General features: G+C 71.0%; 21 protein-coding genes and 1 pseudogene. 10 read left to right on the top strand and 12 right to left on the bottom strand.

Annotation, left to right across the window (positions count from 1 at the left end; translation table 11 throughout):
- Positions 1-159 precede the first annotated feature (159 nt).
- Positions 160-633 (top strand): type II 3-dehydroquinate dehydratase, encoded by a 474-nt coding sequence (gene aroQ / locus ACZ7EG_RS24100; protein WP_142164611.1) that lies wholly within the window; start codon positions 160-162, stop codon positions 631-633.
- Positions 634-769: 136 nt separating this feature from the next.
- Here aroQ and ACZ7EG_RS24105 read toward each other — a convergent pair whose 3' ends face one another.
- The 5 genes and pseudogenes from ACZ7EG_RS24105 to ACZ7EG_RS24125 form a co-directional block, all read right to left on the bottom strand.
- A complete protein-coding gene (locus ACZ7EG_RS24105; protein WP_471082478.1) occupies positions 770-1,522 on the bottom strand; it encodes an amino acid ABC transporter ATP-binding protein in 753 nt (250 codons plus the stop codon).
- Positions 1,519-2,415: an amino acid ABC transporter permease gene (locus ACZ7EG_RS24110; RefSeq protein WP_471082481.1), complete on the bottom strand. Its 897-nt coding sequence runs from the start codon at positions 2,413-2,415 to the stop codon at positions 1,519-1,521. Before ACZ7EG_RS24110 ends, ACZ7EG_RS24105 begins: the two co-directional genes overlap by 4 nt.
- Positions 2,412-3,287: an ABC transporter substrate-binding protein gene (locus ACZ7EG_RS24115; protein WP_471082484.1), complete on the bottom strand. Its 876-nt coding sequence runs from the start codon at positions 3,285-3,287 to the stop codon at positions 2,412-2,414. The genes ACZ7EG_RS24110 and ACZ7EG_RS24115 overlap by 4 nt, the downstream gene beginning before the upstream one ends.
- Before the next feature lie 366 nt (positions 3,288-3,653).
- A pseudogene (locus tag ACZ7EG_RS24120) lies at positions 3,654-3,842 on the bottom strand (MBL fold metallo-hydrolase); the annotation flags it as partial.
- Positions 3,843-3,961: 119 nt separating this feature from the next.
- On the bottom strand, positions 3,962-4,585 hold the full coding sequence (locus ACZ7EG_RS24125; RefSeq protein ID WP_471082487.1) for a TetR/AcrR family transcriptional regulator: 624 nt from the start codon (positions 4,583-4,585) through the stop codon (positions 3,962-3,964).
- A 410-nt stretch (positions 4,586-4,995) separates the two neighbouring features.
- Here ACZ7EG_RS24125 and ACZ7EG_RS24130 point away from each other — a divergent pair, with 410 nt between their 5' ends.
- Entirely contained in the window at positions 4,996-6,018 is a 1,023-nt protein-coding gene (locus ACZ7EG_RS24130) for an NAD(P)/FAD-dependent oxidoreductase (RefSeq protein ID WP_471083043.1), read from the top strand.
- Positions 6,019-6,112: 94 nt separating this feature from the next.
- Complete coding sequence (locus ACZ7EG_RS24135) at positions 6,113-7,744, top strand: MFS transporter (protein WP_471082490.1); 1,632 nt, start codon at positions 6,113-6,115, stop codon at positions 7,742-7,744.
- 561 nt (positions 7,745-8,305) lie between these two features.
- Here the strand turns inward: ACZ7EG_RS24135 and ACZ7EG_RS24140 are convergent.
- The gene (locus ACZ7EG_RS24140) at positions 8,306-8,959 is read right to left on the bottom strand and encodes an MBL fold metallo-hydrolase (RefSeq protein ID WP_471082493.1); all 654 of its coding nucleotides are present in this window, start codon (positions 8,957-8,959) and stop codon (positions 8,306-8,308) included.
- A gap of 10 nt (positions 8,960-8,969) precedes the next feature.
- Positions 8,970-9,662, bottom strand: a complete 693-nt coding sequence (locus ACZ7EG_RS24145; RefSeq protein WP_471082496.1) for a maleylpyruvate isomerase family mycothiol-dependent enzyme — start codon at positions 9,660-9,662, stop codon at positions 8,970-8,972.
- Between the two features lie 222 nt (positions 9,663-9,884).
- On the opposite strand from ACZ7EG_RS24145, the gene uvrA reads away from it, so the two are divergent.
- A complete protein-coding gene (uvrA, locus tag ACZ7EG_RS24150) occupies positions 9,885-12,914 on the top strand; it encodes an excinuclease ABC subunit UvrA (protein WP_471082499.1) in 3,030 nt (1,009 codons plus the stop codon).
- A gap of 101 nt (positions 12,915-13,015) precedes the next feature.
- Here uvrA and ACZ7EG_RS24155 read toward each other — a convergent pair whose 3' ends face one another.
- Entirely contained in the window at positions 13,016-13,570 is a 555-nt protein-coding gene (locus ACZ7EG_RS24155; RefSeq protein WP_471082502.1) for a YceI family protein, read from the bottom strand.
- Positions 13,571-13,671: 101 nt separating this feature from the next.
- Here ACZ7EG_RS24155 and ACZ7EG_RS24160 point away from each other — a divergent pair, with 101 nt between their 5' ends.
- Positions 13,672-14,541, top strand: coding sequence for a helix-turn-helix domain-containing protein (locus tag ACZ7EG_RS24160; RefSeq protein ID WP_471082505.1), 870 nt, complete (start codon positions 13,672-13,674; stop codon positions 14,539-14,541).
- A gap of 36 nt (positions 14,542-14,577) precedes the next feature.
- Here the strand turns inward: ACZ7EG_RS24160 and ACZ7EG_RS24165 are convergent, their stop codons facing one another.
- The 4 genes from ACZ7EG_RS24165 to ACZ7EG_RS24180 all read right to left on the bottom strand — a co-directional run bounded on the left by ACZ7EG_RS24165 (position 14,578) and on the right by ACZ7EG_RS24180 (position 18,002).
- A complete protein-coding gene (locus ACZ7EG_RS24165) occupies positions 14,578-15,483 on the bottom strand; it encodes a carbohydrate kinase family protein (RefSeq protein WP_471082508.1) in 906 nt (301 codons plus the stop codon).
- The gene (locus ACZ7EG_RS24170) at positions 15,480-16,523 is read right to left on the bottom strand and encodes a LacI family DNA-binding transcriptional regulator (RefSeq protein ID WP_471082511.1); all 1,044 of its coding nucleotides are present in this window, start codon (positions 16,521-16,523) and stop codon (positions 15,480-15,482) included. Before ACZ7EG_RS24170 ends, ACZ7EG_RS24165 begins: the two co-directional genes overlap by 4 nt.
- 127 nt (positions 16,524-16,650) lie before the next feature.
- Positions 16,651-17,598, bottom strand: coding sequence for a hypothetical protein (locus tag ACZ7EG_RS24175; protein ID WP_471082514.1), 948 nt, complete (start codon positions 17,596-17,598; stop codon positions 16,651-16,653).
- A gap of 251 nt (positions 17,599-17,849) precedes the next feature.
- Positions 17,850-18,002, bottom strand: coding sequence for a hypothetical protein (locus ACZ7EG_RS24180; RefSeq protein ID WP_352095333.1), 153 nt, complete (start codon positions 18,000-18,002; stop codon positions 17,850-17,852).
- 263 nt (positions 18,003-18,265) lie between these two features.
- On the opposite strand from ACZ7EG_RS24180, the gene uvrC reads away from it, so the two are divergent.
- From uvrC to ACZ7EG_RS24205, 5 genes are all read left to right on the top strand, one after another.
- Positions 18,266-20,341, top strand: coding sequence for an excinuclease ABC subunit UvrC (gene uvrC, locus ACZ7EG_RS24185; protein WP_471082517.1), 2,076 nt, complete (start codon positions 18,266-18,268; stop codon positions 20,339-20,341).
- Positions 20,338-21,297, top strand: coding sequence for an RNase adapter RapZ (gene rapZ / locus ACZ7EG_RS24190; RefSeq protein ID WP_104779503.1), 960 nt, complete (start codon positions 20,338-20,340; stop codon positions 21,295-21,297). Before uvrC ends, rapZ begins: the two co-directional genes overlap by 4 nt.
- A complete protein-coding gene (locus ACZ7EG_RS24195; RefSeq protein ID WP_471082520.1) occupies positions 21,294-22,379 on the top strand; it encodes a gluconeogenesis factor YvcK family protein in 1,086 nt (361 codons plus the stop codon). The genes rapZ and ACZ7EG_RS24195 overlap by 4 nt, the downstream gene beginning before the upstream one ends.
- The gene (gene whiA / locus ACZ7EG_RS24200; RefSeq protein WP_344456786.1) at positions 22,370-23,359 is read left to right on the top strand and encodes a DNA-binding protein WhiA; all 990 of its coding nucleotides are present in this window, start codon (positions 22,370-22,372) and stop codon (positions 23,357-23,359) included. The genes ACZ7EG_RS24195 and whiA overlap by 10 nt, the downstream gene beginning before the upstream one ends.
- A gap of 151 nt (positions 23,360-23,510) precedes the next feature.
- The gene (locus ACZ7EG_RS24205) at positions 23,511-26,465 is read left to right on the top strand and encodes a M14 family metallopeptidase (RefSeq protein ID WP_471082523.1); all 2,955 of its coding nucleotides are present in this window, start codon (positions 23,511-23,513) and stop codon (positions 26,463-26,465) included.
- Positions 26,466-26,599: the final 134 nt, after the last annotated feature.

A 26,599-nucleotide genomic window follows, 5' to 3' on the forward strand; every position in this document is an offset into this window, starting at 1 on the left:
TGAGCCGGCAGGCTGCCGGCGCGCCGTGTTACACGGGCATGTGCTCCGAGGCGGGACCGGCATGCGCACCGAGGCGAGACCGGCAAGCGCACCGTGATAGACCGGCTGTGAGCAGCGGTCCGCCACGGGCCGCACGACCCCGAACGGACCGGAGGAACCGTGCCCCGCACCCTGGCCCACGCCCCGATCATGATCCTCAACGGCCCGAATCTGAACCTGCTCGGCCAGCGCCAGCCGGAGATCTACGGCTCCGACACCCTTGCCGACGTCGAGGCCCTGTGCGCCAAGGCGGCGGCCGCGCACGGCGGTACCGTCGACTTCCGCCAGTCCAACCACGAGGGCGAGCTGGTCGACTGGATCCACGAGGCGCGGCTGAACCACTGCGGGATCGTGATCAACCCGGGTGCCTACTCGCACACCTCGGTCGCCATCCTGGACGCCCTCAACACCTGTGACGGCCTGCCGGTGCTGGAGGTCCACATCTCCAACATCCACCAGCGCGAGTCGTTCCGGCACCACTCCTACGTCTCGCTGCGTGCCGACGGGGTCATCGCGGGCTGCGGCGTGCAGGGGTATGTGTTCGGCGTGGAGCGCGTCGCGGCGCTGGCCGGGGCGGGCAAGGCGGACGCGTGAGCATTCGCCGGTAACCCCCGCCGACCATGGCGGGCGCCCCTTACGGCCCAGCTCCCTGCAAGCGCCTTACGGCCCGGTTCCCTGCAAGTGCCCCTTACGGCCCGGCCCCCCGCTGTCGCCCCTTACGGCCCGCTACCTACAGCCGCCCCGCCTCCACGATCCGCCGCAGGAAGCGCCGTGTGCGCTCCTGCAGCGGATCCTCGAAGACCTGCTCGGGGGTGCCGCGCTCCAGCACCACACCGCCCTCCAGGAAGCACACCTGGTCGGCGACCTCCCGGGCGAAGCCCATCTCGTGCGTGGCCAGCACCATCGTCATGCCCTCGTCCTTCAGCCCGCGGACCACGGTGAGGACCTCGCCCACCAGTTCGGGGTCGAGGGCGGCGGTGATCTCGTCCAGCAGCAGCAACCGCGGACGTACGGCCAGGGCGCGGACGATCGCGACGCGCTGCTGCTGGCCGCCGCTCAGCCGGTCCGGGTACTCGCCGGCCTTCCCGCCGAGCCCCAGCCGCTCCAGCAGCTCACGCGCGCGTGCCTCGGCCTCGGCCCGGGGCACACCGTGCACGCGGCGGGGGGCGAGCGTGATGTTGTCCAGGACCGTCATGTGCGGGAACAGGTTGTACGCCTGGAAGACCACGCCGATCCGGCGACGTACGGCGTCCTGGTCGGCGCGCGGGTCGGTGATCTCCTCGTCGTCGAGCCATATCGCGCCGTCGTCGATCTCCTCCAGCAGGTTCGCGCACCGCAGCAGGGTGGACTTGCCGGAGCCGGATGCGCCGATCAACGCGGTGACCGTGTGCGGGGCGACCTCCAGGTCGACGTCCCGCAGGACGACCGAGCCGCCGAAGGTCTTGCGGACGGACTCCATGCGCAGCACGGGCGTCTCGCTCATGCGGTTCCTCCCTGGGCCTGTCGGCGGTCCATCCGTGCCGTCACCCAGTCCGTGAAGCGGGTCATGGGGATGGTCAGCGCCACGAAGACCAGCCCGGCGACGATGTACGGCGTGTAGTTGAGGCTGCGGCCCACGATGATGTCGGCGGCCCGTACGGCGTCCACCGCACCGCCGATCGACACGAGCCCGGTGTCCTTCTGCAGCGACACCAGGTCGTTCAGCAACGGCGGCACCTGACGGCGCACGGCTTGGGGCAGCACCACGTACCGCAGTGTCAGGCGGTTGCTCAGCCCCAGCGAGCGGGCCGCGGCGCGCTGCGATGGGTGAACGGACTCGATGCCGGCGCGGAACACCTCGGCGACGTACGCCGAGTACGTCAGGGTGAGCGCGGTGCCGCCGAGCAGCACCGGATCGACGGTCACCCCCTGGAGCCGCAGCGCCGGGACGCCGAGGACCACGATCATCAGGTTGATGATGAGCGGCAGCCCCCGGAAGAAGTCCGTGTACGCGGCGGCCAGGAAGCGCAGCGGGAAGAACACCGGCCCGCGCAGCGTGCGGGCCACGGCGATCAGCATGCCGAGGACGAGCACCGCGACCCCGCAGATCAGCAGCAGCCGGATGTTCAGCCACAGCCCTTCGAGGACCTTCGGGAACGCCTCGCGCGCGTACCCGGGGTCGAAGAAGGTCTCCTTGGTGCGCGGCCAGCCCGGTGCGTTGACGACGACCAGGTAGAGGAGGGCGGCGGTGACGAGGGTCGAAAGCGCGCCGATCGCCGTTGCGCGCCGGGCGCGAGCCCGCTTGTGGCGCTCCCGGTCCAGGCGCCGCTGCGACGGGACGTAGCCGTCTGACGCATCGTGCTCGTCGGAGCCCGGCTCCTCCTTGCGCACCGTCACTTGAGCACCGGCGCGTCGACGGCGTCCGACAGCCACTGCTGCTCGATCTTCGCGAGCGTGCCGTCCTCGCGCAGGGCGTCCACAGCCCGTGAGACGCAGGAGGTGAGCGCGCTGCCCTTGTCGAGCACGAGACCGAACTGCTCCGGGGTGCCGCCCCGGTTCTCGAACTGGCCGACGATCGTGGCATCGGTGATCTCGGCGCCGGTGATGTAGAAGGCGGTCGGCAGGTCGACGACGATGGCGTCGACCTGGCCGTTCTTCAGGGCGGACTTGGCCTGGTCGTTCTTGCCGTAGACGGCCGCGGCCCGCTCGGGCTTCACCACGTCGTCGATGTGGTCGAGGCTGGTGGTGCCCACCTGCGCGCCCAGCTTCACGCCCCTCAGGTCCGCGATGCTCTTCGCCTTCGCGGCCTTGGAGCCCTTCAGCGCGACGACGGCCTGGCGTACGTCGTAGTAGCCGGAGGAGAAGTCCACGGCCTTCTTGCGCTCCTGGCTGACGGACACCTGGTTGATGTCGAAGTCGAAGGTCTTCTCGCCTGGCGCGAAGGCCTTGTTGAAGGGGACGGTCTGCCAGGCGACCTTGTCCTTGCCGTAGCCGAGCTGTTCGGCGACGGCGTAGGCGACCGCCGACTCGTAGCCCTTGCCGTTGGCGGGCTTGCCGTCCTTGAACCAGGGCTCGTAGGCGGGTTCGTCGGTGGCGATCGTCAGCTTGCCCGAGGCCCGGGTGGCCAACTTGCCCTTCTCGCACGCGTTCCCGGCCGGTGACGACGGCTTGCCCGCTTCCTCCGGCTGCGGAGCGCAGCCCACGGCGGCGGCGGTGAGGAGGACGACGGCTACGGCTGCGCGGCGCAGGGCACGCGGGGCGGGGTGCATGGCGGGAGATTGGCAGCCGACGCTCCCGTTTGTCGAGGTCACGGCAACACATGTCCGGATAGTGGGAACGGGTGTTGCGGTGATGTGAACGGGCCCCGGTCGCTGTCGCTTCGAGGGGCGCGCCGGGGCCGCCGGCCGAGGGCGGGGATCGACAGGCCGGCGGCCCATCCGCCCAGGAGCCGTCATCCTGCGCGGGGCTGAGACCAGTTGACTGCGCAACTACGTACGACGGGAGCGCATGTGCGGCACCGGCGCGTGCGAACGATTCACACGGGGCGCGTGCGCGGCGCACCACTCAACGCGAAGGCGCCCGATTCAGAGCGCCGAGGCGCCCCATTCCGTCGCGAAGGCGCCCCGCGCAGCCACTCACCACCCGCGCGCGTGCCACTCCGGCAGGTGCGGGCGCTCCGCGCCCAGGGACGTGTCGTTGCCGTGTCCCGGGTAGACCCACGTCTCGTCCGGGAGGGCGTCGAAGATCTTGGTCTCGACGTCGTGGATGAGGCTGGCGAACGCCTTGGGATCCTTGTGGGTGTTGCCCACACCGCCGGGGAACACCACAGCACGCGCCAACACACGAGGTCACGGCGGCGCGTAAACCTACCGGCCGTGCCTCCGCGGTGTCGAAGTGGGGGACCGCATCAGATGCCTGTGCAATGAGGCCGGCCGTGCCCTTGTCAGCGGTGGCGCGGGCGAGGCAGCAAGGCGAACGCGGTCTCCGCGATCGAGGTCAGGCGGTCGGGACTGTGGCCGTACGCGCCTACGACATCGGTCCCGCGGATGACGGTCAGCAGGAGGTAGGCGAGGTCGTCGGGGTCCGCGTCGGGGTCGATGTCGCCGTTGCGCTGGGCCGCTCGCACACACTCGGCCACCGCCGTGCGGACCACGGAGAAGCAGTCGCTGGCCAGGCGTTTGACCTCGGCGTCGGAGGCGCCGATCTCCAGGGCCATCTTGGCGGCGAAGCAGGCCGCCGCCGCCCGGTCGGGGGCGGGGGGTACGTCGGGGGCGAGTGGCACTCCGTGGACGGCGCGGAGCAAGTAGGCGTGCAGTCGTTCCAGGGCGCCCTCGTCCGGTCCGGCGAGCATCTTCCGCGGACCCTGCGCCAGCCGGGCGAAGTAGCCGGCCATGGCCTGCAGCAGCACGCCGTGCTTGCCGTCGAACGCGGCGTAGAGGCTGCCGCGGCCCAGGCCGGTGGCGGCGCTGATGTCGTCGACGCTCGTGCCGTTGTAGCCCGAAGTGCGGAACTGCCGCTCGGCGGCGTGGAGGACGTGGTCGGGGTCGAAGCTTCGTGGTCGCGCCATGCATCGAAGGTATAGCCGCCCCAACGTATTTGACAACCCAGTACAGAACCGCCTAGGTTTCTGACTGTTCAGTACACAACGGTCCTGAGCTCACCGGACAGGCTGCGTGCACGCCTGGCGCGATTGAGGGCAACCCATGCCTTTGAACTCCTCCGCGCCGCCCGGCGTTGCGACGCCTTCCAGGCCGGCAAGGCCCGGTCTGATCCTCGCGATCCTGGCGACGGCGAGTTTCATCGCCGGACTGGATCTGTACATCACGAACGTCCCAAGCAAACCGGGGCCGGACTCTCCACAACAGCCCAAGACGGTCGCCGACCACATCCTCGGCTTTCTGAACAGCTGCCCCCCTCCAACCACCCAGAACTCGAAGGGTTGACCGAACCATGACTGACAAGGAAAGGCAGGAGGCCATGGCTGTGGCGACTCCTGCGTACGCGAGCGACGCACTGGCCGAGGGGACCGTCGACGCGGTGGTGATCGGCGGGGGCGCCGCAGGGCTGAACGGTGCACTGATCCTCGCCCGCTCCCGCCGCTCGGTCGTCGTGATCGACAGCGGCTCCCCGCGCAACGCGCCCGCGGAGGCCATGCACGGCTTCATCGTCCTGGACGGCACCCCGCCGTCCGAGATCCTTCGACGGGGCCGGGAGCAGGTGCGTCAGTACGGCGGACGCGTCGTGTTCGGCGAGGTGGTCTCGGCCGAGTCCGCCGCCCCGTCGGCGGACGGGGACCTGCGGTTCACCGTCACCCTGGCCGACGGCCGCAGCATCACCGCCCGCCGCATCCTGGTGGCCACCGGCCTCACGGATGTGCTGCCACAGGTGCCCGGGCTCGCCGAGCACTGGGGACACAGTGTGGTGCACTGCCCGTACTGCCACGGCTGGGAGGTGCGCGACGAGCCCATCGGCATCCTCGCCACCGGCCCGGCCTCCATCGGCCACGCGTATCTGTTCCGTCAGCTGACCGAGGACCTGACCTACTTCACCCACGGCACCGACCTGGACGAGGACAGCAGCGCCCGCTTCGCCGCCCGCGGCATCCGCGTCATCGACATCTCCGTCGCCGAGGTCGTCAACGACGAGGACGGTGCCCTCGCCGGGGTGCGCCTGGCCGACGGCCAGGTCGTGGCCCGCCGCGTCCTCGCGGTCGCCCCGCAGATGCAGGCCCGCACCCAGGGCCTGGAAGGTCTGGGCCTGCCGGTGCAGGACCTGCCGAACAACATGGGCCGCGGTTTCGCCTCCGGCACGGCCGGCACCACCGAGGTGCCGGGTGTGTGGGTGGCCGGCAACGCCACCGATCCGGTCGCCCAGGTCGGGGCCTCCGCAGCGGCCGGCGCACTGGCCGGCGACTACATCAACAGGATGCTGGCCACCGCGGACACCGACGCGGCCCTCCAGGGGATCGCCGAGACAAGCCCACACGGGGCCACAGGATGATCTCGAAGCCCTGAGATCTCAGCCCGTCGCCCGCTCCCCTCACTGGCAATTAAGTGATTCCGCTCGTCCGCCCCGTCCCTCTCAGGAGCTACTGATGCCCTTCCTAGCGAACACCCCCGTGGAGAAAATGACGGGGCCTTACGCGCGGCGCTGGTGGGCGCTGCTCGTGCTGTGCCTGAGCCTGCTGATCACGGTGATGGCGAACACGTCGCTGATCGTCGCCGCCCCCGACATGACCACCGAGCTGGGCCTGAGCAGCAGTGATCTGCAGTGGGTCGTCGACGGCTACACCGTTCCGTACGCGGCGCTGATGCTGGTGCTGGGCTCGATCGGCGACAAGTACAGCCGGCGCGGCGCGCTGGTGCTGGGTCTGCTGATCTTCGCCGGCGGTTCGGTGATGGGGAGCATGGTCGACGAGACTTCGCTGGTCATCATGGCCCGCGCGATCATGGGTGTCGGTGCCGCGGTCGTGATGCCGGCCACGCTGTCCCTGGTGGTCGCGACCTTCCCCCGGAGCGAGCGGACCAAGGCCATCACCGCCTGGGCCGCGACCTCCGGGGTGGCGGTAGCCGTCGGCCCGCTGGTCTCCGGCTGGCTGCTTGAGGACCACGCCTGGGGCTCGACCTTCCTGATCAACGTGCCGATCGCCGTCCTCGCCGTGTTCGGCGCGCTCGCCCTGGTACCGCCGTCCAAGGCGGAGGGCATGGGCCGGATCGACTACGTCGGTGGTCTGCTGTCGATCCTCACCGTCGGCTCCCTGATCTACGCCGCCATCGAGGGCCCGCACTTCGGCTGGGGCGCCGGCCCCGTCACCGCCGCCGTGGTCGCCGGTGCCGGTCTGGTCGGCTTCGTCGCCTGGGAGCTGCGGCATCCGCACCCGATGCTGGACGTCCGAAAGTTCGCGCTGCGGCCCTTCAGCGGCTCGATGCTCGCGGTGATGTTCTTCTTCTTCGGCATGTTCGCCGTGCTCTACTACTCGACGCAGTTCCTGCAGTTCGTCCTCGGCTACGGCGCCCTGGACACGGGCCTACGGCTGCTGCCGCTGGGCGGTGCGGTGTTCCTCGGGTCCGCGCTGACTGGGTTGTTCACCCCGAAGCTGGGGGTGAAGGTGATGGTCGTGACCGGCATGGCCGTCGGCACGGCGGGCATGTTCCTGCTCACCCAGATCGACAAGGGGTCGACGTACGGAGACTTCCTGGCGCCGCTGATGATGCTGGGCCTCGCGCTCGGACTGGCCATCTCCCCGGCGACCGACACGATCATGGGCTCCTTCCCCGAGTCCGAGCTGGGCGTCGGCGGCGGTGTCAACGACACCGCGCTCGAGCTGGGCGGGGCGCTGGGCATCGCGGTGCTGGGCTCGCTGCTGGGCACGGCCTACCGCGACGAGCTGACCGACCTGGTGGGCAACCGGCTTCCGGCGGAGGCGATGGAGACCGCCAAGGACTCGGTTGGTGCCGGCCTGGCCGTCGCGGAGCGGGTCGCGCAGGATCCCTCCGCCGGTCCCCAGCAGGCCCAGGCCGCCGTGGACGCCGTCCACCAGGCCTTCGCCCACGGAGTCGCCCAGACCAGCCTCATCGGCGGGATCATCATGGCCGCCGGAACACTGATCGTCCTCGCGGTCCTGCCGGGCCGGCGCGGCTTCGCGAAGCAGAGCGCCGAGCCGGGGGCCGGGACGACGGCGAGCGAGGCGGCCACAGTGCGGGAGCACACCGGGGTCACCCGCTAGATCACCGGCGGAGCGTCCACTGGATCGCCGGGGACGCGTCCGTCGGAGCGACGAGCACCGCCGCCGCCTGATCACCCGCCAGGCGCGTCGGGCAGGAGCCCGGCGGCGCGAGACGCGCAGGGCGCGCGCGTGGTCCACGGTCCACGGCCACGCGGATCATCTGCCGGAACACCTCACCGTCCTTGGCCTCCGGGCCGCCCCGGGGCTCTCCTCCGGAGCGGCCCGGAGGCCAAGGGCCGTGAGGTGACAGCGGCGGTCGCAGCCCCCTTGAGCGCGGCCTCCAACTGCGTGCGGGTGTTTCGGGCCCGTAGTGCGGCTGGGAGCCGATGGGATGGATTGCGAGAGGTGGGAGGTTCCGCTGCCTGCCAGGTGAACCCGGCCCGGCAGACCGCAGCCCATGCAGCAGTCCCCCTGATCATGGCGGTCACCGCTGCAGGCGTCGGTGACGGTGCTCTGGAGGCCACCGTCCGTGGGGCATGACCCTCCCGAGCGCGGAACGGGCCTGAATGCGCGACCGCCCCCGCTTCGGTTTCAAAACAAGGGGCGGTCGTCGTTGGACGGTTACCAGCCTCGTGCGCGCCACTCCGCGAGGTGCGGCCGCTCCGTGCCGATGGTGGTGTCGTTGCCGTGGCCGGGGTAGATCCACGTCTCGTCGGGCAGGACGTCGAACAGCTTGGTCTCCAGGCCGTCCATCAGGGAGTTGAACTCTTCCGGACGTGTTGTCCGACCAGGACCGCCCGGGAACAGGCAGTCCCCGGTGAACACATGGGGGTGTCCGTGCGGGTCGTCGTAGACGAGGGCGATCGAACCGGGCGTGTGCCCGACCAGGTGGCGCGCGGTGAGCTCCACATGTCCCACCCGGATGGTGTCGCCGTCGTCGACCGGTACGTCGGTCCGTACGGGGATGCCGTCGGCGTCCTCCCGGCCCGCGTAGGTGCGGGCGCCGGTGGCCGCCACGACCTCGGCGAGCGCCTGCCAGTGGTCGCCGTGCCGGTGGGTGGTGACGACGGACGCGATGCCGTCGCCACCGATCATGCCGAGCAGTGTGTCCGCCTCGTTCGCGGCGTCGATCAGCAACTGCTCGTCCGTGGCCCGGCAGCGCAGCAGATAGGCGTTGTTGTTCATCGGACCCACCGCGATCTTGGTGATCATCAGGTCCTTGAGCTCGTGAACATCGGCCGGTCCGCCGACCGTCACCTCTCCGCTGTACGTCATGTCCGCCAGCCTATAGCGGCGGCAGCGCCGGAAGCGGGCCGCCGGCCGAGGTCAGCGCGGATGGCTCGCGGCGGCCCGCGAGCCAGCCCAGCAGGTCGGCCGGGGGGCCCGTGACGGTCACCTCGGGCCCCTGCCCGCCCGGCTTCCGTCCGGTGCTCCACACGCGCGTGCCGTCCGTGACGCGAGTGGCGGGGATGTCGGGGTGCCCGGCGAACCGGTCGGCCAGGAAGTCGATCTCCCGCTCGGTGAAGGCCTCTGGAAGATCCTCCAGCTCGTAGCCGATCCCCAGGTCCACGTGGTGCAGCTCCACCTCCACCCACCGCCGGAACGGCACCCGGGACGCGGAGTCCGTGACCCCGTTGCGCAGCTCCACCGTGCGCGACCAGTCCGCCGGAGTGTCACCGGCCTCCTGGAAGCGGGCGGCGCTCTCGCGCAGGTCGGCGAGCTGGACATCGAGGGCGCGCGGGGCGTCCCGCTCGATGTCGGCGTCCCGGGCCTCGCCGGAGACGTACATGGGGCGCCCTTCGAGCACGTTCACGAGGGCGTCCGCGTTGCGGGCGAGGTGGGCCAGGACATGGCCGCGGCTCCAGCCGGGCAGCCGTGACGGCTCCGTCACAGCCGCGTTGTCCAGTGTGCCGACTGCGGTCAGCAGCCGCTCCGTCGCGTCACGTACAGACGCCAGGTCATGAGCGTGATCAATCATGGTGCTGACCTTAGCTGCGCCACTCCTTCGGGTGAAGGTGGTGAAGCAGTGCCGTAAATCGAAAGCACGTGCTATATGGTCGGACGTGGCGTCGGGCATGCTGGAGAGCCGGGGTTTGTTGGCAACCCGTGAATCCGACCGGCGTTGTCAGTGGCTCCCCCTAGTCTGAGAAAGACGGGGGCCCCGCCCCTGTCACTTCTCTCAAGAAAGGTGCGGACCGGCGTGGCCGACCGTCTCATCGTTCGTGGAGCGCGCGAGCACAACCTCAAGAACGTCTCGCTCGACCTCCCGCGCGACTCGCTCATCGTCTTCACGGGCCTGTCGGGGTCGGGCAAGTCCTCGCTGGCCTTCGACACCATCTTCGCGGAGGGGCAGCGGCGCTACGTGGAGTCCCTCTCCTCGTACGCCCGGCAGTTCCTCGGCCAGATGGACAAACCGGACGTCGACTTCATCGAGGGCCTGTCCCCGGCGGTCTCCATCGACCAGAAGTCGACCTCGCGCAACCCGCGCTCCACGGTCGGCACGATCACCGAGGTCTACGACTACCTGCGCCTGCTCTTCGCGCGCATCGGCAAGCCGCACTGCCCCGAGTGCGCCCGCCCGATCTCGCGCCAGTCGCCCCAGGCCATCGTCGACAGGGTCCTGGAGCTCCCGGAGGGCAGCCGCTTCCAGGTGCTCTCGCCGCTGGTGCGCGAGCGCAAGGGCGAGTTCGTCGACCTCTTCGCCGACCTCCAGACCAAGGGCTACTCCCGCGCGCGGGTGGACGGCGAGACGATCCAGCTGTCGAGCCCTCCCACGCTGAAGAAGCAGGAGAAGCACACCATCGAGGTGGTCGTCGACCGCCTCACGGTCAAGGACGGCGCCAAGCGCCGCCTCACCGACTCCGTGGAGACCGCCCTCGGCCTGTCCGGCGGCATGGTCGTGCTCGACTTCGTCGACCTCCCCGAGGACGACCCCGAGCGCGAGCGCATGTTCTCGGAGCATCTGTACTGCCCGTACGACGACCTGTCCTTCGAGGAGCTGGAGCCCCGCTCCTTCTCCTTCAACTCGCCCTTCGGCGCCTGCCCCGACTGCACCGGCATCGGCACGCGCATGGAGGTCGACCCGGAGCTGATCGTCCCCGACCCGGACAAGAGCCTCGACGAAGGTGCCATCCACCCCTGGTCGCACGGCCACACCAAGGACTACTTCGGCCGCCTGATCGGCGCCCTGGCCGACGCGCTGGGCTTCCGCACGGACATCCCCTTCGGAGGCCTGCCGCAGCGCGCCAAGAAGGCCCTGCTGCACGGCCACAAGACCCAGGTCGAGGTCCGCTACCGCAACCGCTACGGCCGCGAGCGCCGGTACACCACGGCCTTCGAGGGCGCCGTCCCCTTCGTCAAGCGCCGGCACAGCGAGGCCGAGAGCGACTCCAGCCGCGAGCGCTTCGAGGGCTACATGCGCGAGGTGCCCTGCCCGACCTGTGAGGGCACGCGCCTGAAGCCGATCGTCCTCGCGGTCACGATCATGGACAAGTCCATCGCCGAGGTCTCCGCGATGTCGATCAGCGACTGCGCGGACTTCCTGGGCGAGCTGAAGCTCACCGCCCGCGACAAGAAGATCGCCGAGCGCGTGCTGAAGGAGGTCAACGAGCGCCTGCGGTTCCTGGTCGACGTCGGCCTGGACTACCTCTCGCTGAACCGCGCGGCCGGCACCCTGTCCGGCGGCGAGGCCCAGCGGATCCGCCTGGCCACCCAGATCGGCTCCGGCCTCGTCGGCGTCCTGTACGTCCTCGACGAGCCGTCCATCGGCCTGCACCAGCGCGACAACCACCGGCTGATCGAGACCCTGGTCCGGCTGCGCGACATGGGCAACACCCTCATCGTCGTCGAGCACGACGAGGACACCATCAAGACCGCCGACTGGATCGTCGACATCGGCCCCGGCGCCGGCGAGCACGGCGGCAAGGTCGTGCACAGCGGCTCCCTGAAGGAGCTCCTCGCCAACGAGGAGTCGCAGACCGGTCAGTACCTGTCCGGCAAGAAGGCCATCCCGCTGCCCGACATCCGCCGCCCGCTGGACCCGTCCCGGCAGCTCACGGTGCACGGCGCCCGGGAGAACAACCTCCAGGACATCGACGTCTCGTTCCCCCTGGGCGTGTTCACCGCGGTCACCGGCGTCTCCGGCTCCGGCAAGTCGACGCTGGTCAACGACATCCTCTACACGCACCTGGCCCGCGAGCTGAACGGCGCGCGGAGCGTCCCCGGGCGGCACACGCGCGTGGACGGCGACGACCTCGTCGACAAGGTCGTGCACGTGGACCAGTCGCCCATCGGCCGCACCCCCCGCTCCAACCCGGCCACGTACACCGGCGTCTTCGACCACATCCGCAAGCTGTTCGCCGAGACCACCGAGGCGAAGGTCCGCGGCTATCTGCCCGGCCGCTTCTCCTTCAACGTCAAGGGCGGCCGCTGCGAGAACTGCGCGGGCGACGGCACCATCAAGATCGAGATGAACTTCCTCCCGGACGTCTACGTCCCGTGCGAGGTCTGCCACGGCGCCCGGTACAACCGGGAGACCCTGGAGGTCCACTACAAGGGCAAGTCCATCGCCGAGGTGCTGAACATGCCGATCGAGGAGGCCACCGCCTTCTTCGAGGCGGTCCCGGCGATCGCCCGGCACCTCAACACGCTGAAGGACGTCGGCCTCGGCTACGTCCGCCTCGGCCAGGCCGCGACCACCCTGTCCGGCGGCGAGGCGCAGCGCGTGAAGCTCGCCAGCGAACTGCAGAAGCGCTCCACCGGCCGCACGGTCTACGTCCTGGACGAGCCGACCACCGGTCTGCACTTCGAGGACATCAGCAAGCTGCTGACGGTCCTGTCCGGACTGGTCGACAAGGGCAACACGGTCATCGTCATCGAGCACAACCTCGACGTGATCAAGACAGCCGACTGGATCGTCGACATGGGCCCCGAAGGCGGCGCCGGCGGCGGTCTGGTCGTCGCCGAGGGCACGCCCGAGCAGGTGGCCGGGGTCCCGGCCAGCCACACCGGCAAGTTCCTGCGGGAGGTCCTCGGCGCCGACCGCGTCAGCGACGCGTCCTCGGTGAAGGCGCCGCGCAAGACGACCGCCCGCAAGACGGTCGCGGCCAAGACCGCATCGGCACGCAAGACCGCCACCAAGACGGTCACCGGCACGGCCGCCGCCAAGAAGACGGCGGCCAAGACCACCAAGGCGGCCGCGAAGAAGACGACCCGGTCCAGCAAGGGCTGAGGTCTCCCACCGAACGCGCCGAACCGTCGAACCCGCCGAACGCGCCGAACGAGCCGGGCCCCACAGACAACGTCCTGTGGGGCCCGGCGCGTTCGAAGTGGTCAGGCGTTCTTCTCCGGCTCCACGAACTGCATGTCGAGCTGGATCTTGACCACGTCGCCGAGCAGGCCGGGGGCGAAGTCCAGCCCGAAGTCGCCGCGTCGGATCTCGCCCGTCGCCTCGAACCCGGCGTGCCGGCTGCCGTCCATGGGCACCTCGACCAGCCCGCCGAACTCCACGGCGAGCGTCACCGGCCGGGTCACGTCACCGATCGTCAGCTCACCCTCCATGGTCCAGTCCTCACCCTCGCCCGAGACCCGCGTCGAGCGGTACGTCATCGTCGGGCGCTTCGCCACGTCCAGCAGGTCGGAGGCGCGGACGTGTGCGTCCCGGTCGGCGTTGCCGGTGTCGATCGAGGCCAGGTCGACGGTCGCGGAGATCCGCACGTCCTCGACCCGCTCCCCGACGAACAGCTCGGCCTCCAGCCGCTCGAAGCGCCCCCGCACCTTGGCGATGCCCAGGTGCCGGATGGTGAAGTTCACGGAGGAGTGGAAGGGATCGAGGGCCCACTGACCGGGGGCGAGCGGCAGGGCGGTGCGAGCGGTGTCATTCGTCATGCCCTCCACCTTGAGGGCCGAGCCGTCCGCGAGGGAGACCGGCCGGAGCCTGGTAGTGACGGGGCCACCCTCCGCGCCCGCGCGCCCTGTACGTTCGGCGGGTGAGCGACAACGAGTTGGGCACGTTCCTGCGCACCTGGCGCGAAGCCGTCACCCCGGCCGAGGCGGGTCTGCCCGCAGGCCCCCGACGCCGTACCCCGGGCCTGCGGCGTGCCGAACTGGCCACGCTCGCGGGCGTCAGCGTCGAGTACCTCACCCGGCTGGAACAGGGCCGGGACCGCAACCCGTCGGCCCAGGTGCTCGGCGCCCTGGCCGACGCCCTGAACCTCTCCCTCGCCGACCGGATGCTGTTGCGCCGCCTGACAAAGGAGGCGGACGGCGGTGACCCGCTGGTCTGTGCGGCGGCCCCGCCGCTCAGCCGCGCCGCGCGCCCCACCGTACGGGCCGTGCTGGACCGCCTGGAGCCGACTCCCGCGCTGGTGGTCAACTGGATCGGCGACGTCCTCGCCCACACGGCCGGGTACGAGCGCCTGGCCGGCCCGCTGGGCCTGCTCGACGACGAGCGGCCCAACCTGCTCCGGTACCTGTTCACCGACGAGCGGGCACGCAGCGCCTACCACCACTGGGACCGGGTCGCCGACGACCTCGTCGCCCGGCTCCGGCACGGCGTCCCCCTGCGGGACCCCTACCTCGCCGAGCTGGCCGACGAGCTGGCGGTGACGGCCGGTGCGGATTTCACCGACCGGTTCGCCGACCTGGCCGCGACACCGCGGCGGACGGGGTCCCAGCACATCGAGCACCCGCAGGCCGGTTCCCTGCGGCTGCTGAACGAGACGCTCGCGCTTCCCGATGAGGGGCAGCACCTCGTCATCCACCTGCCCGCGGACGACGCCACGGCAACCGCCCTGGACCGCCTCAACGGCCGCCGTCCCGGAGCACTGCGGGCGGTGGCGGTGGGGGAGACCGGCTGAAGCGCCCGGCGGGGCACCCAGGGCGTCCCTCCCCTGTCAGCCCTCCAGCTCGTGCGCGTACGGCGGTTCCGCCCCGGCCCGTGAGCAGGTGATCGCCGCCGCGCGGGCCGCGAAGCCCAGCAGCTGCGTCCAGCCGTCGGGGTCCAGTTCGGCCAGGCCGCGTGGACTGAGGGCGTCGCGCACCGCGAGCCCGTGCAGCAGGGCCGCGTTGACCGTGTCGCCCGCGCCGATCGTGTCCACGACCTCGATGCGTTCGCCCGGCACCGTGTACTCCCCGTCGGCGGTGAAGGCGGTCAGCCCGTCCCCGCCCCGGGTGATCACGACCGCCGCCGGGCCGGAGGCCAGCCATTCGTGGGGCGTACCCCCGAGCCACTGCGCGTCCTCCACGGACAGCTTGAGCAGCGACACCGAGGGCAGCCAGCTCTTGAACCGCGCCCGGTAGGCGTCCGCGTCCGGGATCAGCCCGGCCCTGATGTTGGGGTCCAGAGCGGTGAACACGCCCTGCCCGGCCGCCCGGCGCATCATCTCCTCGTACGCGCTCGCGCCCGGCTCCAGCACCAGCGAGCAGGTGCCGAAGGACACCGCCCGGGTGCCGGACGGCAGCATGGAGGGCGCCTCGAACAGCCGGTCCGCCGTCCCGTCGACGTAGAAGGAGTACGCCGCCGAGCCGTCCGCGCCGACGGTGGCGACGGCGAGCGTCGTCGGTTCGGTGCCCCGTTGCACGGAGGACACGTCGACCCCCGTCGCGCTCAGCCGGTCCAGCAGCGCTTGTCCGAAGGCGTCGGACGAGACCCGCGAGCAGAAGGCGGCGGGGGAGCCGAGGCGGCCCAGCGCCACGGCCGTGTTGTACGGGCCGCCGCCGAGTGCGGGCCGCAGCGCCGCGAGGGCACCCGTGCCCTGCGGTACCAGGTCGATCAGTGCCTCACCGGCGACGACGATCACGACGGGGTTCCTTCCTCGGACGGGCTGGGGCAGCCGCACGATGTGCGGTGGACGAAGGCGCAGGGCAGACGCACGGTCCGGACGGGCTGGTCCGGCTCGGCGAGGCGCTCCAGGAGGACGCGGACGGCCCGGGCGCCGATGTCCTTGCCGGGCTGGGCGATCGCGGTGAGCCGGGGCGAGAACAGATCCGCCCAGGCGAAGTCGTCGAAGCAGCACAGGGCGATGTCGTCCGGGACGGACAGGCCGTGCGCACTCAGGGCACGCAGCACCCCGATGGTCATGGCGTTGTTGCCTGTGACCAGCGCGGTCGGCGGCACACCCAGCGAGAGCAGGGCCTCGGTCGCCTGCTCGGCACCCGCGGACTCCGAGTCGCCGTGCACCAGCAGCCGCTCGTCGTACGCCAGCCCCGCGAACGCAAGGCCACTGCGGTAACCGGTGATCCGCTCGCTCGTGGTGCTGAGCCCCGGCCGCCCCGCCACCAGTGCGATCCGCCGGTGACCGAGCCCGGCGAGATGGGTGACCAGCCGGGACGTCGGTTCGGCGTTGTCGGCGCACACCTGGTCGAAGAGCGGACCGCCGTCCTCGCCGGGCGCGTCCACCAGCCGGTCCAGGAACACCGCCGGTACGCCGTGCCGCGCGAGATAGTCGAGCAGCCCGCGCGGATCGGCGGAGGGCGCGACGATCATGCCGTCGACCCGGCGCTCGTGCAGCAGCCGGACGACCTTGCGCTCGTGCTCCGGGTCGTCGTGCGGATCGGCGATCAGCAGGCTGTATCCGGCGTCCAGCGCCGCTGCCTCGACGCCCTGGAGGATCTCCGTGAAGTACGGGTTGCTGATCGCGGACACCGCCAGCCCGATGGACCGGGTGCGGGCCGTCACCAGGGAACGGGCCAGTGTGTTCGTGGTGTAACCGAGCTCCTCCACGGCGTCCAGCACCGCCTGGCGGGTGTGCGGCAGCACCGGCCGGGTGCCGTTCAGGACATGCGAGACCGTGGCCACGGAGACACCGGCGCTCCGCGCGACGTCGGCCATGGTCGCCATGACTGTTCCCTCCTCCGCTTCCGGCGGGAAACGTATCGCATCCGGCGCCGCACGTAAACGTTTGCGCAATCGCTTACGTCAGCTGCCGGCCCCGGCTGCCACGGGACGGATCCCGGGGCCCGTGCGGTTACTCCCAGTCCCAGCCGATCCCCAGGAACCCCGCCCGCACCCGAGGCTCGACCAGGTGCACCGACCGGTGCCGGCCGCTCAGGGTCAGGTCCTGGCATCCGCTGCGCGGCGCCGCCGCCGAGTGCTGGGCGAAGCGGTGGCACCGCACCGGCAGGGCCGCCGCGTCGAAGCGCACCTGGAGGGCGTACTGGCCGCCGGGGCAGTCGAAGCCGCGCATGTACTCGCGTGACAGACCCGCCGTGCCGTCCTCGACGCCGTAGCGGAACAGAAAGGTGTCGCCGGCCCGCAGCCGGGTGTCGAAGAGCAGCTCGGCCGCGAGAACTCCGGTGTCACGGTGCCAACGGACCCGTCCGGTACGGCAGTTCTCCAGGGCGTGCACCCGCATGCGCTCGGGTGTGGCCCCCCGGTCGCCGTGGTGGACGGCCACGAAACGGTCGATGCCGTCCCGGTGGGCGCGCACGATGTGGTGCGACTCGCGCTCGGCCAGCTCGCGCCGCGCCCCGATCCGGAGCCGCTCGTGGTGGCCGAGGGAGTGCAGACCCCCGTCCGGCGGGCAGTCCAGCTCCGCCAGCAACTGGTCCAGGACGCCGGACGCCTCGACGAGGGAGCGGTAGGAGCGGGCGGCGGACCGCAGCCCCGACGGGCTCTGTGCGGACTCGGCGAGCAGCCGGATCAGCGACTCCTCGGGAAGCTCCAGGATCTCCTCCAGCGCGCGCACGGCCCGCAGCGATTCGGGCCGCTGCGGACGCCGGGCTCCCTGCTGCCAGTAACTCAGGCTCGTGACGCCGACCTTCACACCGTGGCGGGACAGATGGTGCTGCACGCGCTGCAGGGGCAGGCCGCGGGCGGCGATCGCGGCCCGCAGAGCGACGTGGAAGGGGCCGCCCCGCAGGGCCGAGTCCAGTTCCGCGGTGGCGACGTCCGCGTGCTGTGGGGCGTGCGGCATGCAGGGGCCTCTTCTCTGAGTCGGCAACGGCTGGTCAGACCGTTCGCGCGGGGCCCTCCCACCGGCGCCGGGCAGGTCTTCACATCCGTACGCCGTCGTTCAGGGCCCGAGTTCCCCCGCATTGAAGCGTGTTGACCCGGTCCCGACAACACCTGATGCCGGACAGTGACCCACGTCCTGCCGGCCGGCCCGGTCCGGACATGCGAACGCCCGGGGCGTGCGCCCCGGGCGTTCGCCGTGGACCTGTGCCGCTAGGAGTGGTCGCTTCCGCCCTGTTCCCTCAGAGCCAGGCGCTTGGCCCGCACGATGTCGGGATCGCGCGGGTCCAGGGCGTCGGGCAGCGCGAACGGGTCGTCCGCGTACCGGCGGGCACGGACCGTCCGCCGGGTTTTCTCGATCCGCATCCGCTTCATCTGCGCAGCCCTCCGACCCGTGGCCCGCCCGCTCCCCACCGGGAACGGCCGGTCCGCACCGACAACCTGTGCCTGCACCGGCACGGACTCCGCCCGTCGGGCGTCGCCGTGTGCCGTGGGTGAGCCACATTCCCGCTCCCGGTGGGCCGTAACCCCCGAGCGGCGCATGCCGTTGGAAACTGCCTCCCGCCGGGGCGCTGACCGTGTGCCTCAGCCGCGCCTGACTGTCGGTGCTCGCCAGTAGGGTGTGAGACATGGCCGACCCCTCCAGCTACCGCCCCAAACCGGGTGAGATCCCCGACTCGCCGGGGGTCTACAGGTTCCGTGACGAGCACCGCCGGGTGATCTACGTCGGAAAGGCGAAAAGCCTGCGCCAGCGCCTGGCGAACTACTTCCAGGACCTGGCGGGCCTGCACCCGCGCACCCGCTCCATGGTCACCACGGCCGCGTCCGTGGAGTGGACGGTGGTGTCCACGGAGGTCGAGGCGCTCCAGCTGGAGTACTCGTGGATCAAGGAGTACGACCCCCGGTTCAACGTCAAGTACCGCGACGACAAGAGCTACCCCTACCTCGCGGTGACGATGAACGAGGAGTACCCGCGCGTGCAGGTGATGCGCGGTCACAAGAAGAAGGGCGTCCGCTACTTCGGGCCCTACGCACACGCGTGGGCGATCCGCGACACCGTCGACCTGCTGCTGCGCGTCTTCCCCGTGCGCACCTGCTCCGCGGGCGTGTTCAAGAACGCCGCCCGCACCGGTCGCCCCTGCCTCCTCGGCTACATCGGCAAGTGCTCGGCCCCCTGCGTGGACCGGGTCACCGCCGAGGAGCACCGCGAACTGGCCGACGAGTTCTGCGACTTCATGACCGGCCGTACGAACACGTACATCCGCCGGCTGGAGAAGCAGATGGCGGAAGCGGCCGACGAGATGGAGTACGAGCGCGCGGCCCGGCTGCGCGACGACATCGGGGCCCTGAAGAAGGCCATGGAGAAGAACGCGGTCGTGCTCGCCGACGCGACCGACGCCGACCTGATCGCGGTCGCCGAGGACGAGCTGGAGGCGGCCGTCCAGATCTTCCACGTGCGCGGCGGACGCGTGCGCGGCCAGCGCGGCTGGGTCACCGACAAGGTGGAGGAGATCACCACCGGCGCCCTGGTCGAGCACGCCCTGCAGCAGCTGTACGGCGAGGAGACGGGCGACGCCGTCCCCAAGGAGGTCCTCGTCCCCGCCCTGCCCGACCCCGTGGAGCCGGTCCAGGAGTGGCTCGCCGGGCGGCGCGGCTCCGGCGTCTCCCTGCGCATCCCGCAGCGCGGCGACAAGAAGGCCCTCATGGAGACCGTGCAGCGCAACGCCCAGCAGGCGCTCGTGCTGCACAAGACCAAGCGTGCCTCCGACCTGACCACGCGCTCACGCGCCCTGGAGGAGATCGCCGACGCCCTCGACCTGGACAGCGCCCCGCTCAGGATCGAGTGCTACGACATCTCCCACCTCCAGGGTGACGACGTCGTGGCCTCCATGGTCGTCTTCGAGGACGGGCTGGCCCGCAAGAGCGAGTACCGCCGCTTCCAGATCAAGGGCTTCGCCGGGCAGGACGACGTCCGCTCCATGCACGAGGTGATCACCCGCCGCTTCCGCCGCTATCTCGCGGAGAAGGAGAAGACGGGGGAGTGGACGGACGGCGAGAATCCCGAGACCCCTGAGACCGACAGAAACGGCGAGATCGTCGTGAGCGGCCCCACCGAGGACGACGGCCGCCCCAAGAAGTTCGCCTACCCGCCCCAGCTCGTGGTCGTCGACGGCGGCGCCCCGCAGGTCGCGGCCGCCCGGCGCGCCTTGGACGAGCTGGGCATCGACGACATCGCCGTGTGCGGCCTCGCCAAGCGCCTGGAGGAGGTCTGGCTGCCCGGCGACGACGACCCGGTGGTCCTGCCCCGTACCAGCGAGGGCCTGTATCTGCTCCAGCGCGTCCGTGACGAGGCCCACAGGTTCGCCATCGCCTACCAGCGCACCAAGCGGTCCAAGCGCTTCCGCTCCAGCCCCCTGGACGACGTCCCGGGCCTCGGGGACACGCGCAAGCAGGCACTTCTGAAGCACTTCGGTTCGTTGAAGAAACTGCGATCCGCCACGATCGACCAGATCTGCGAGGTCCCCGGCATAGGCCGCAAGACGGCCGAGACGATCGCCGTGGCCCTCGCCCGCTCGGCCCCGGCCGCACCCGCCGTCAACACGGCGACTGGAGAGATCATGGAAGAGGAACCGGGCACCATGGGTTCCAGTGGGGAACCCGTGACAGCGGGCGCCCCGGACGAACGACGGGGGCAGGAGACATGAATGTGAACGAGCACGACGGGCAACACGAGCAAGCCGGAGACGGAGCACAGGTGAGTACGGGCACGCCCAACGACAAGGCCCAGGTCCCGGACGCGGCCATCCCCGAGCTGGTGATCATCTCCGGCATGTCCGGAGCCGGGCGCTCCACGGCCGCGAAGTGCCTGGAGGACCTCGGCTGGTTCGTCGTCGACAACCTGCCGCCCGCGCTGATCCCCACCATGGTGGAGCTCGGCGCGCGCTCCCAGGGCAACGTGGCGAGGATCGCCGTCGTCGTCGACGTCCGCGGCCGCCGCTTCTTCGACAACCTCCGCGAGTCCCTCGCCGACCTGGAGGCGAAGAACGTCACACGGCGGATCGTCTTCCTGGAGTCCTCCGACGAGGCCCTGGTCCGCCGCTTCGAGTCGGTACGCCGCCCGCACCCCCTGCAGGGCGACGGCCGCATCGTCGACGGCATCGCCGCCGAACGCGAGCTGCTGCGCGAGCTGCGCGGCGACGCCGACCTGGTGATCGACACCTCCAGCCTGAACGTGCACGAGCTGCGCGCCAAGATGGACGCCCAGTTCGCGGGCGAGGAGGAGCCGGAGCTGCGGGCGACGGTGATGTCGTTCGGCTACAAGTACGGCCTCCCGGTCGACGCCGACCTCGTCGTCGACTGCCGCTTCCTGCCGAACCCGCACTGGGTCCCGGAGCTGCGCCCGTTCACGGGCCTCAACGAGGAGGTCTCCGGGTACGTCTTCAACCAGCCCGGAGCCAAGGAGTTCCTCGACCGGTACACGGAGCTCCTCCAGCTCGTCGCCACCGGCTACCGCCGCGAGGGCAAGCGCTATGTGACCATCGCCGTGGGCTGCACCGGCGGCAAGCACCGCTCGGTCGCCATGTCGGAGAAGCTCGCCGCCCGGCTCGCCGCCGAGGGCGTGGAGACGGTGGTCGTACACCGGGACATGGGACGCGAATGACACCACGTACACCGCGGCTGAGCCGGCTGCGCCGAGTGGTGCCCGAGGGCAAGGGCAGTCCTGGCGGCAAGAGCGGCCGGCCCGCCGAGGCCCGCGGCGGCAGGCCGCGCCGCCGGGGCACCCAGCCCAAGGTCGTCGCCCTCGGCGGCGGCATGGGCCTGTCCGCCTCGCTCGCCGCGCTGCGCCGGATCACCGGCGACCTCACCGCCGTGGTCACCGTCGCCGACGACGGCGGCTCCAGCGGCCGGCTGCGCGACGAGCTGGGCGTGCTGCCGCCCGGGGATCTGCGCAAGGCGCTGGCCGCGCTGTGCGGCGACGACGACTGGGGCCAGACCTGGGCCCGGGTCATCCAGTACCGCTTCCAGTCCCAGGGCGACCTGCACGAGCACGCGGTCGGAAACCTGCTGATCGTCGCCCTGTGGGAGCAGCTCGGCGACCATGTACAGGCCCTCGACCTGGTCGGACGGCTGCTGGGCGCCCAGGGCCGGGTGCTGCCGATGTCCGCTGTGCCGCTGGAGCTCCAGGCCCTGGTCAAGGGCCATGACCCGGAACGCCCGGAGGAGGTCGACACGGTCCGCGGCCAGGCGACCGTCGCCCTCACCCCGGGCGAGGTGCAGTCCGTGCACCTCGTGCCGAACGACCCGCCGGCGGTGCCCGAGGCGGTCGAGGCCGTCCTGGACGCCGACTGGGTGGTGCTCGGCCCCGGCTCCTGGTTCTCCTCGGTCATCCCGCACCTGCTGGTGCCCGAGCTGCTGGACGCGCTGACGCAGACCAAGGCCCGCCGGGTACTCTCCCTGAACCTCGCGCCGCAGCCCGGAGAAACCGAGGGCTTCTCCCCGCAGCGTCATTTGGAGGTTTTGGGACGACACGCCCCTAAACTCGCCCTGGACGTGGTGCTGGCCGACGAGGCCGCCGTGCCCGACCGTGACTCCCTGACCGATGCCGCCAAGCGGTTCGGGGCCGCGGTCGAGCTGGCGCCGGTTGCCAGACCCGACGGGACCCCGAGGCACGACCCGGAGCTGTTGGCCGCCGCGTACGACCGTATTTTTCGGATGCATGGAAGGATCGGCCCATGGCGATGACGGCAGCGGTGAAGGACGAGATCTCCCGGCTCCCCGTCACCCGGACCTGCTGCAGAAAGGCGGAGGTCTCCGCCATCCTGCGGTTCGCCGGCGGCCTCCACCTGGTGAGCGGTCGGATCGTGATCGAGGCGGAGCTGGACACGGCTATGGCGGCCCGCCGTCTCAAGCGGGACATCCTGGAGATCTTCGGCCACGGCTCCGAGCTGATCGTGATGGCTCCGGGCGGGCTGCGCCGCGGCTCGCGCTACGTGGTGCGGGTGGTGGCGGGCGGCGACCAGCTCGCCCGCCAGACCGGCCTGGTCGACGGGCGGGGCCGCCCGATCCGCGGCCTGCCCCCGCAGGTGGTCTCGGGGGCCACCTGCGACGCCGAGGCGGCCTGGCGTGGCGCGTTCCTGGCGCACGGCTCGCTCACCGAGCCGGGCCGCTCGTCCTCCCTGGAGGTGACCTGCCCGGGCCCCGAGGCCGCGCTCGCCCTGGTCGGCGCCGCCCGCCGGCTGTCGATCGCCGCCAAGGCCCGCGAGGTGCGCGGCGTGGACCGGGTCGTCGTCCGCGACGGTGACGCGATCGGCGCGCTGCTGACGCGCCTGGGTGCCCACGAGTCGGTGCTGGCCTGGGAGGAGCGCCGGATGCGCCGCGAGGTGCGCGCCACGGCGAACCGGCTCGCCAACTTCGACGACGCCAACCTGCGCCGCTCGGCCCGCGCGGCTGTCGCCGCCGGGGCGCGGGTGCAGCGCGCCCTGGAGATCCTCGCCGACGACGTGCCCGAGCACCTCGCCGCCGCCGGCCGGCTGCGCATGGAGCACAAGCAGGCCTCCCTGGAGGAGCTGGGCGCGCTCGCCGACCCGCCGCTGACCAAGGACGCCGTCGCCGGCCGGATCCGCCGCCTGCTGGCCATGGCCGACAAGCGCGCCTCCGACCTCGGCATCCCGGGCACGGAGGCCAACCTCAGTGAGGATCTGGCCGACAACCTGGTGGGCTGATCCCACACCACGTCAAAAAGCCGGTGCCAGCGCCCATTTGGGTGACCGGCACCGGCTTTCGCGTGTCGCTGAGGCACCCTTGACTCGATCATGCTCTGTCATGAGCCTGGCATCTGTTCGCTGCTGTGGCGGACCCACGCTAGGGGGGTTCATGAGACGAAGAGCGAGATCGATCCTCGCTGTCGGCGCGCTCCTGATCGGCGGAGCGAGCTTCGCACCCATCGCCCAGGCACAACCCGGGAGCTCGACCCCGTCCGACCCGGAGGAAGTCAAGGTCTTCCGCGCCGCCGTCACCCAGAAGCAGGTCCCCCTGCTGCTGGCGGCCGGCCAGGACGGCCACGAACTGAGTGAGCGGGTGCCCGAGAAGGGCACCGCGACCGTCGAGGTCTACCTGACGGACCAGCAGGCGAAGAAGCTGGAGAAACAGGGCGTCGACCTCACCGAGCACGAACTCTCCACCCGGGCCGCGGCCCGGGTCGAGGACGCCGCCGAGGGCGTGTTCCGCCCGTACAGCGGCAAGGGCGGCCTGCGGGAGGAACTCCTGCGCACCGCCCAGGAGAACCCGGACCTCACCAAGGTCGTCTCCATCGGCAAGACGATCAAGGGCCAGGACATCCTCGCGCTGAAGCTCACCAAGGGCGCGAAGAAGACGAAGGACGGCTCCAAGCCCTCGGTCCTCTACATGTCCAACCAGCACGCGCGCGAGTGGATCACGCCGGAGATGACCCGGCGTCTGATGCACCACTACCTGGACAACTACAAGAAGGACCGGCGCGTCAAGAAGATCGTCGACTCCACCGAACTGTGGTTCCTGCTGTCGGCCAACCCCGACGGCTACGACTACACCTTCGCGGACCCCGCCAACCGCCAGTGGCGCAAGAACCTGCGGGACGTCAACGGCGACGGTGCCATCACCACCGGCGACGGCGTCGACCTCAACCGCAACTTCGCCTACAAGTGGGGCTACGACGACGAGGGTTCGTCTCCCAACCCCACCAGCCAGACCTACCGCGGCGCGGGCCCGAACTCCGAGCCGGAGACTCAGGCCCTGGACGCCTTCCAGAAGCGGATCGGCTTCACGTACGGCATCAACTACCACTCCGCCGCCGAACTCCTCCTCTACGGGGTCGGCTGGCAGGTGGCCACGCACACCCCGGACGACGTCCTGTACGAGGCGCTCGCCGGCACCCCCGACAACTCCGCGGTCCCCGGCTACCACCCGCAGCTCTCCTCCGAGCTGTACACCACCAACGGTGAAGCGGACGGTCACGCGGCCAACGTCAACGGCCTGGCGATGTTCACCCCCGAGATGTCGACCTGCCAGACCGTCTCGGACCTCGACCCGAACGACGAGTGGAAGGCGGCCGACTGCCAGTCGGTCTTCACCTTCCCGGACGACGAGAAGCTGATCCAGCAGGAGTTCGCCAAGAACGTCCCGTTCGCGCTCTCCGTCGCCGAGTCCGCCGCCCGCCCCGACCGGCCGTCCTCGTCGGTCGGCCTGAGCGCCGCCGACTTCACCCCGGCCGCGTTCACCACGTCGTACTCCCGCGGAGCCGACCAGGAGGTCTCCGTCGTCGTACGGAAGTCGGTGCGCGACAAGGAGCTCAAGTACCGCGTCAACGGCGGCCGCACCTGGGACATGGCGCTCAAGCCGTGGCAGGGCGGCGAGACCTTCGGCGGTGAGGACAACCTCTACTTCGACGAGTACCGGGCGAAGGTCAAGGACGGCGAGCCGGGAGACAAGGTCGAGGTGTGGTTCACCGGCGAGGCGAAGAACGGCAAGAAGCTCTCCAGTGAGCGCTTCACCTACACCGTCGCCGAGCAGCCCCGGGCGAACACCCTCGTCGTCGCCGAGGAGGGCGGCGCAGCCACGCAGGCGCAGACCTACGTGGACGCGCTCAAGGCCAGCGGCCGCAAGGCGGTCGTCTGGGACGTGGCCAAGCAGGGGGCACCGGACGCGCTGGGCGTGCTGAGCCACTTCGACACCGTCGTCCACTACACGGGCGCGAGCGTCCCGGGCAACGCCACCCAGCTCCACCTGCGGGCCTACCTCAACGAGGGCGGCCGGCTGATCGAGGCCGGTGAGCAGGCAGGCGGCAACGTCGACCTCGGCGGCGGCGTGCTGTCGAACGACTTCAGCCAGTACTACCTGGGCGCCTACACCCGCACGGCCACCCCCGGGGCCACCGGTTTCACCGGATCCGGCGACCTGAGCGGCGTCACCAGCCCGCTGGGCGCCGCCCCCGGCAACCCGCTGGACAAGGCCGGCACCTACAGCGTCACCTCCGACGAACTGCGCCCCGAGACGTTCCCGCAGTTCGCGAGCAAGGGCGCAGGGCAGTTCGCCGGCACGGCCAGCCCGTACGGTCCGTACGCGGGCTCCTCGATGGCCGCCGCCGTCCATACCGACGACGCCTACAAGCGCCTCACCCGCACCGTGGACCTCACCGGTGTCACGGCGAGCGACAAGCCCACCCTGCGCACCCAGCTGCTGTGGGACACCGAGCCCGGCTACGACCACGCCGTCATCGAGGCCCGCACCGCGGGCTCCGACGACTGGACGACCCTTCCCGAGGCGGGCGGCGCCACCGGGAGCGCCGTGCCGACGGAGTGCCAGGGCGGCTTCTACGTGGGTGAGCACCCCTGGCTGGAGCACTACCTGACCGTGGCGGCCGACGGCTGCACCGCGTCCGGCACCACCGGCACGTGGAACAGCCTCACCGGCGCCTCCAACGGCTGGCAGCAGGTGAACTTCGACCTGAGCGCCTACGCCGGCAAGACGGTCGAGCTCTCCATCAGCTATGTCACCGACCCGGGCAGCGGCGGTCACGGCGTCCTCGCCGACGACGCCTCGCTCGTCGTCGGCGGCACGGCGAAGGAGACCGAGGGCTTCGAGACCTCCCTCGGCGTTTGGAAGGTGGCCGGGCCGCCCGCGGGCAGTCCGGCCGTCCTCAAGGACTGGGCCCGCACCGGCGCCCTGTTCCAGACGTACGGCGCGGTCACCACGGACGACACCGTGCTGCTGGGCTTCGGGCTGGAGCACGTCACCACCGCGGCCGGCCGGACGGCGCTGATGAGGAAGGCACTCGCCTCTCTCGACGGGTGAGTTCCCTGGTCAACAGGGAACCCGTGAGGTAGCGAAATCGAGTGATCTTGCTCGCGGCGGTGGGCGGTCCGTACCCCTACTGGCGGGTACGGACCGCCCTGCCGTGTATGAGGCATCTGGATGTCACTACCAGG

Source organism: Streptomyces sp. NPDC037100, assembly GCF_055606225.1.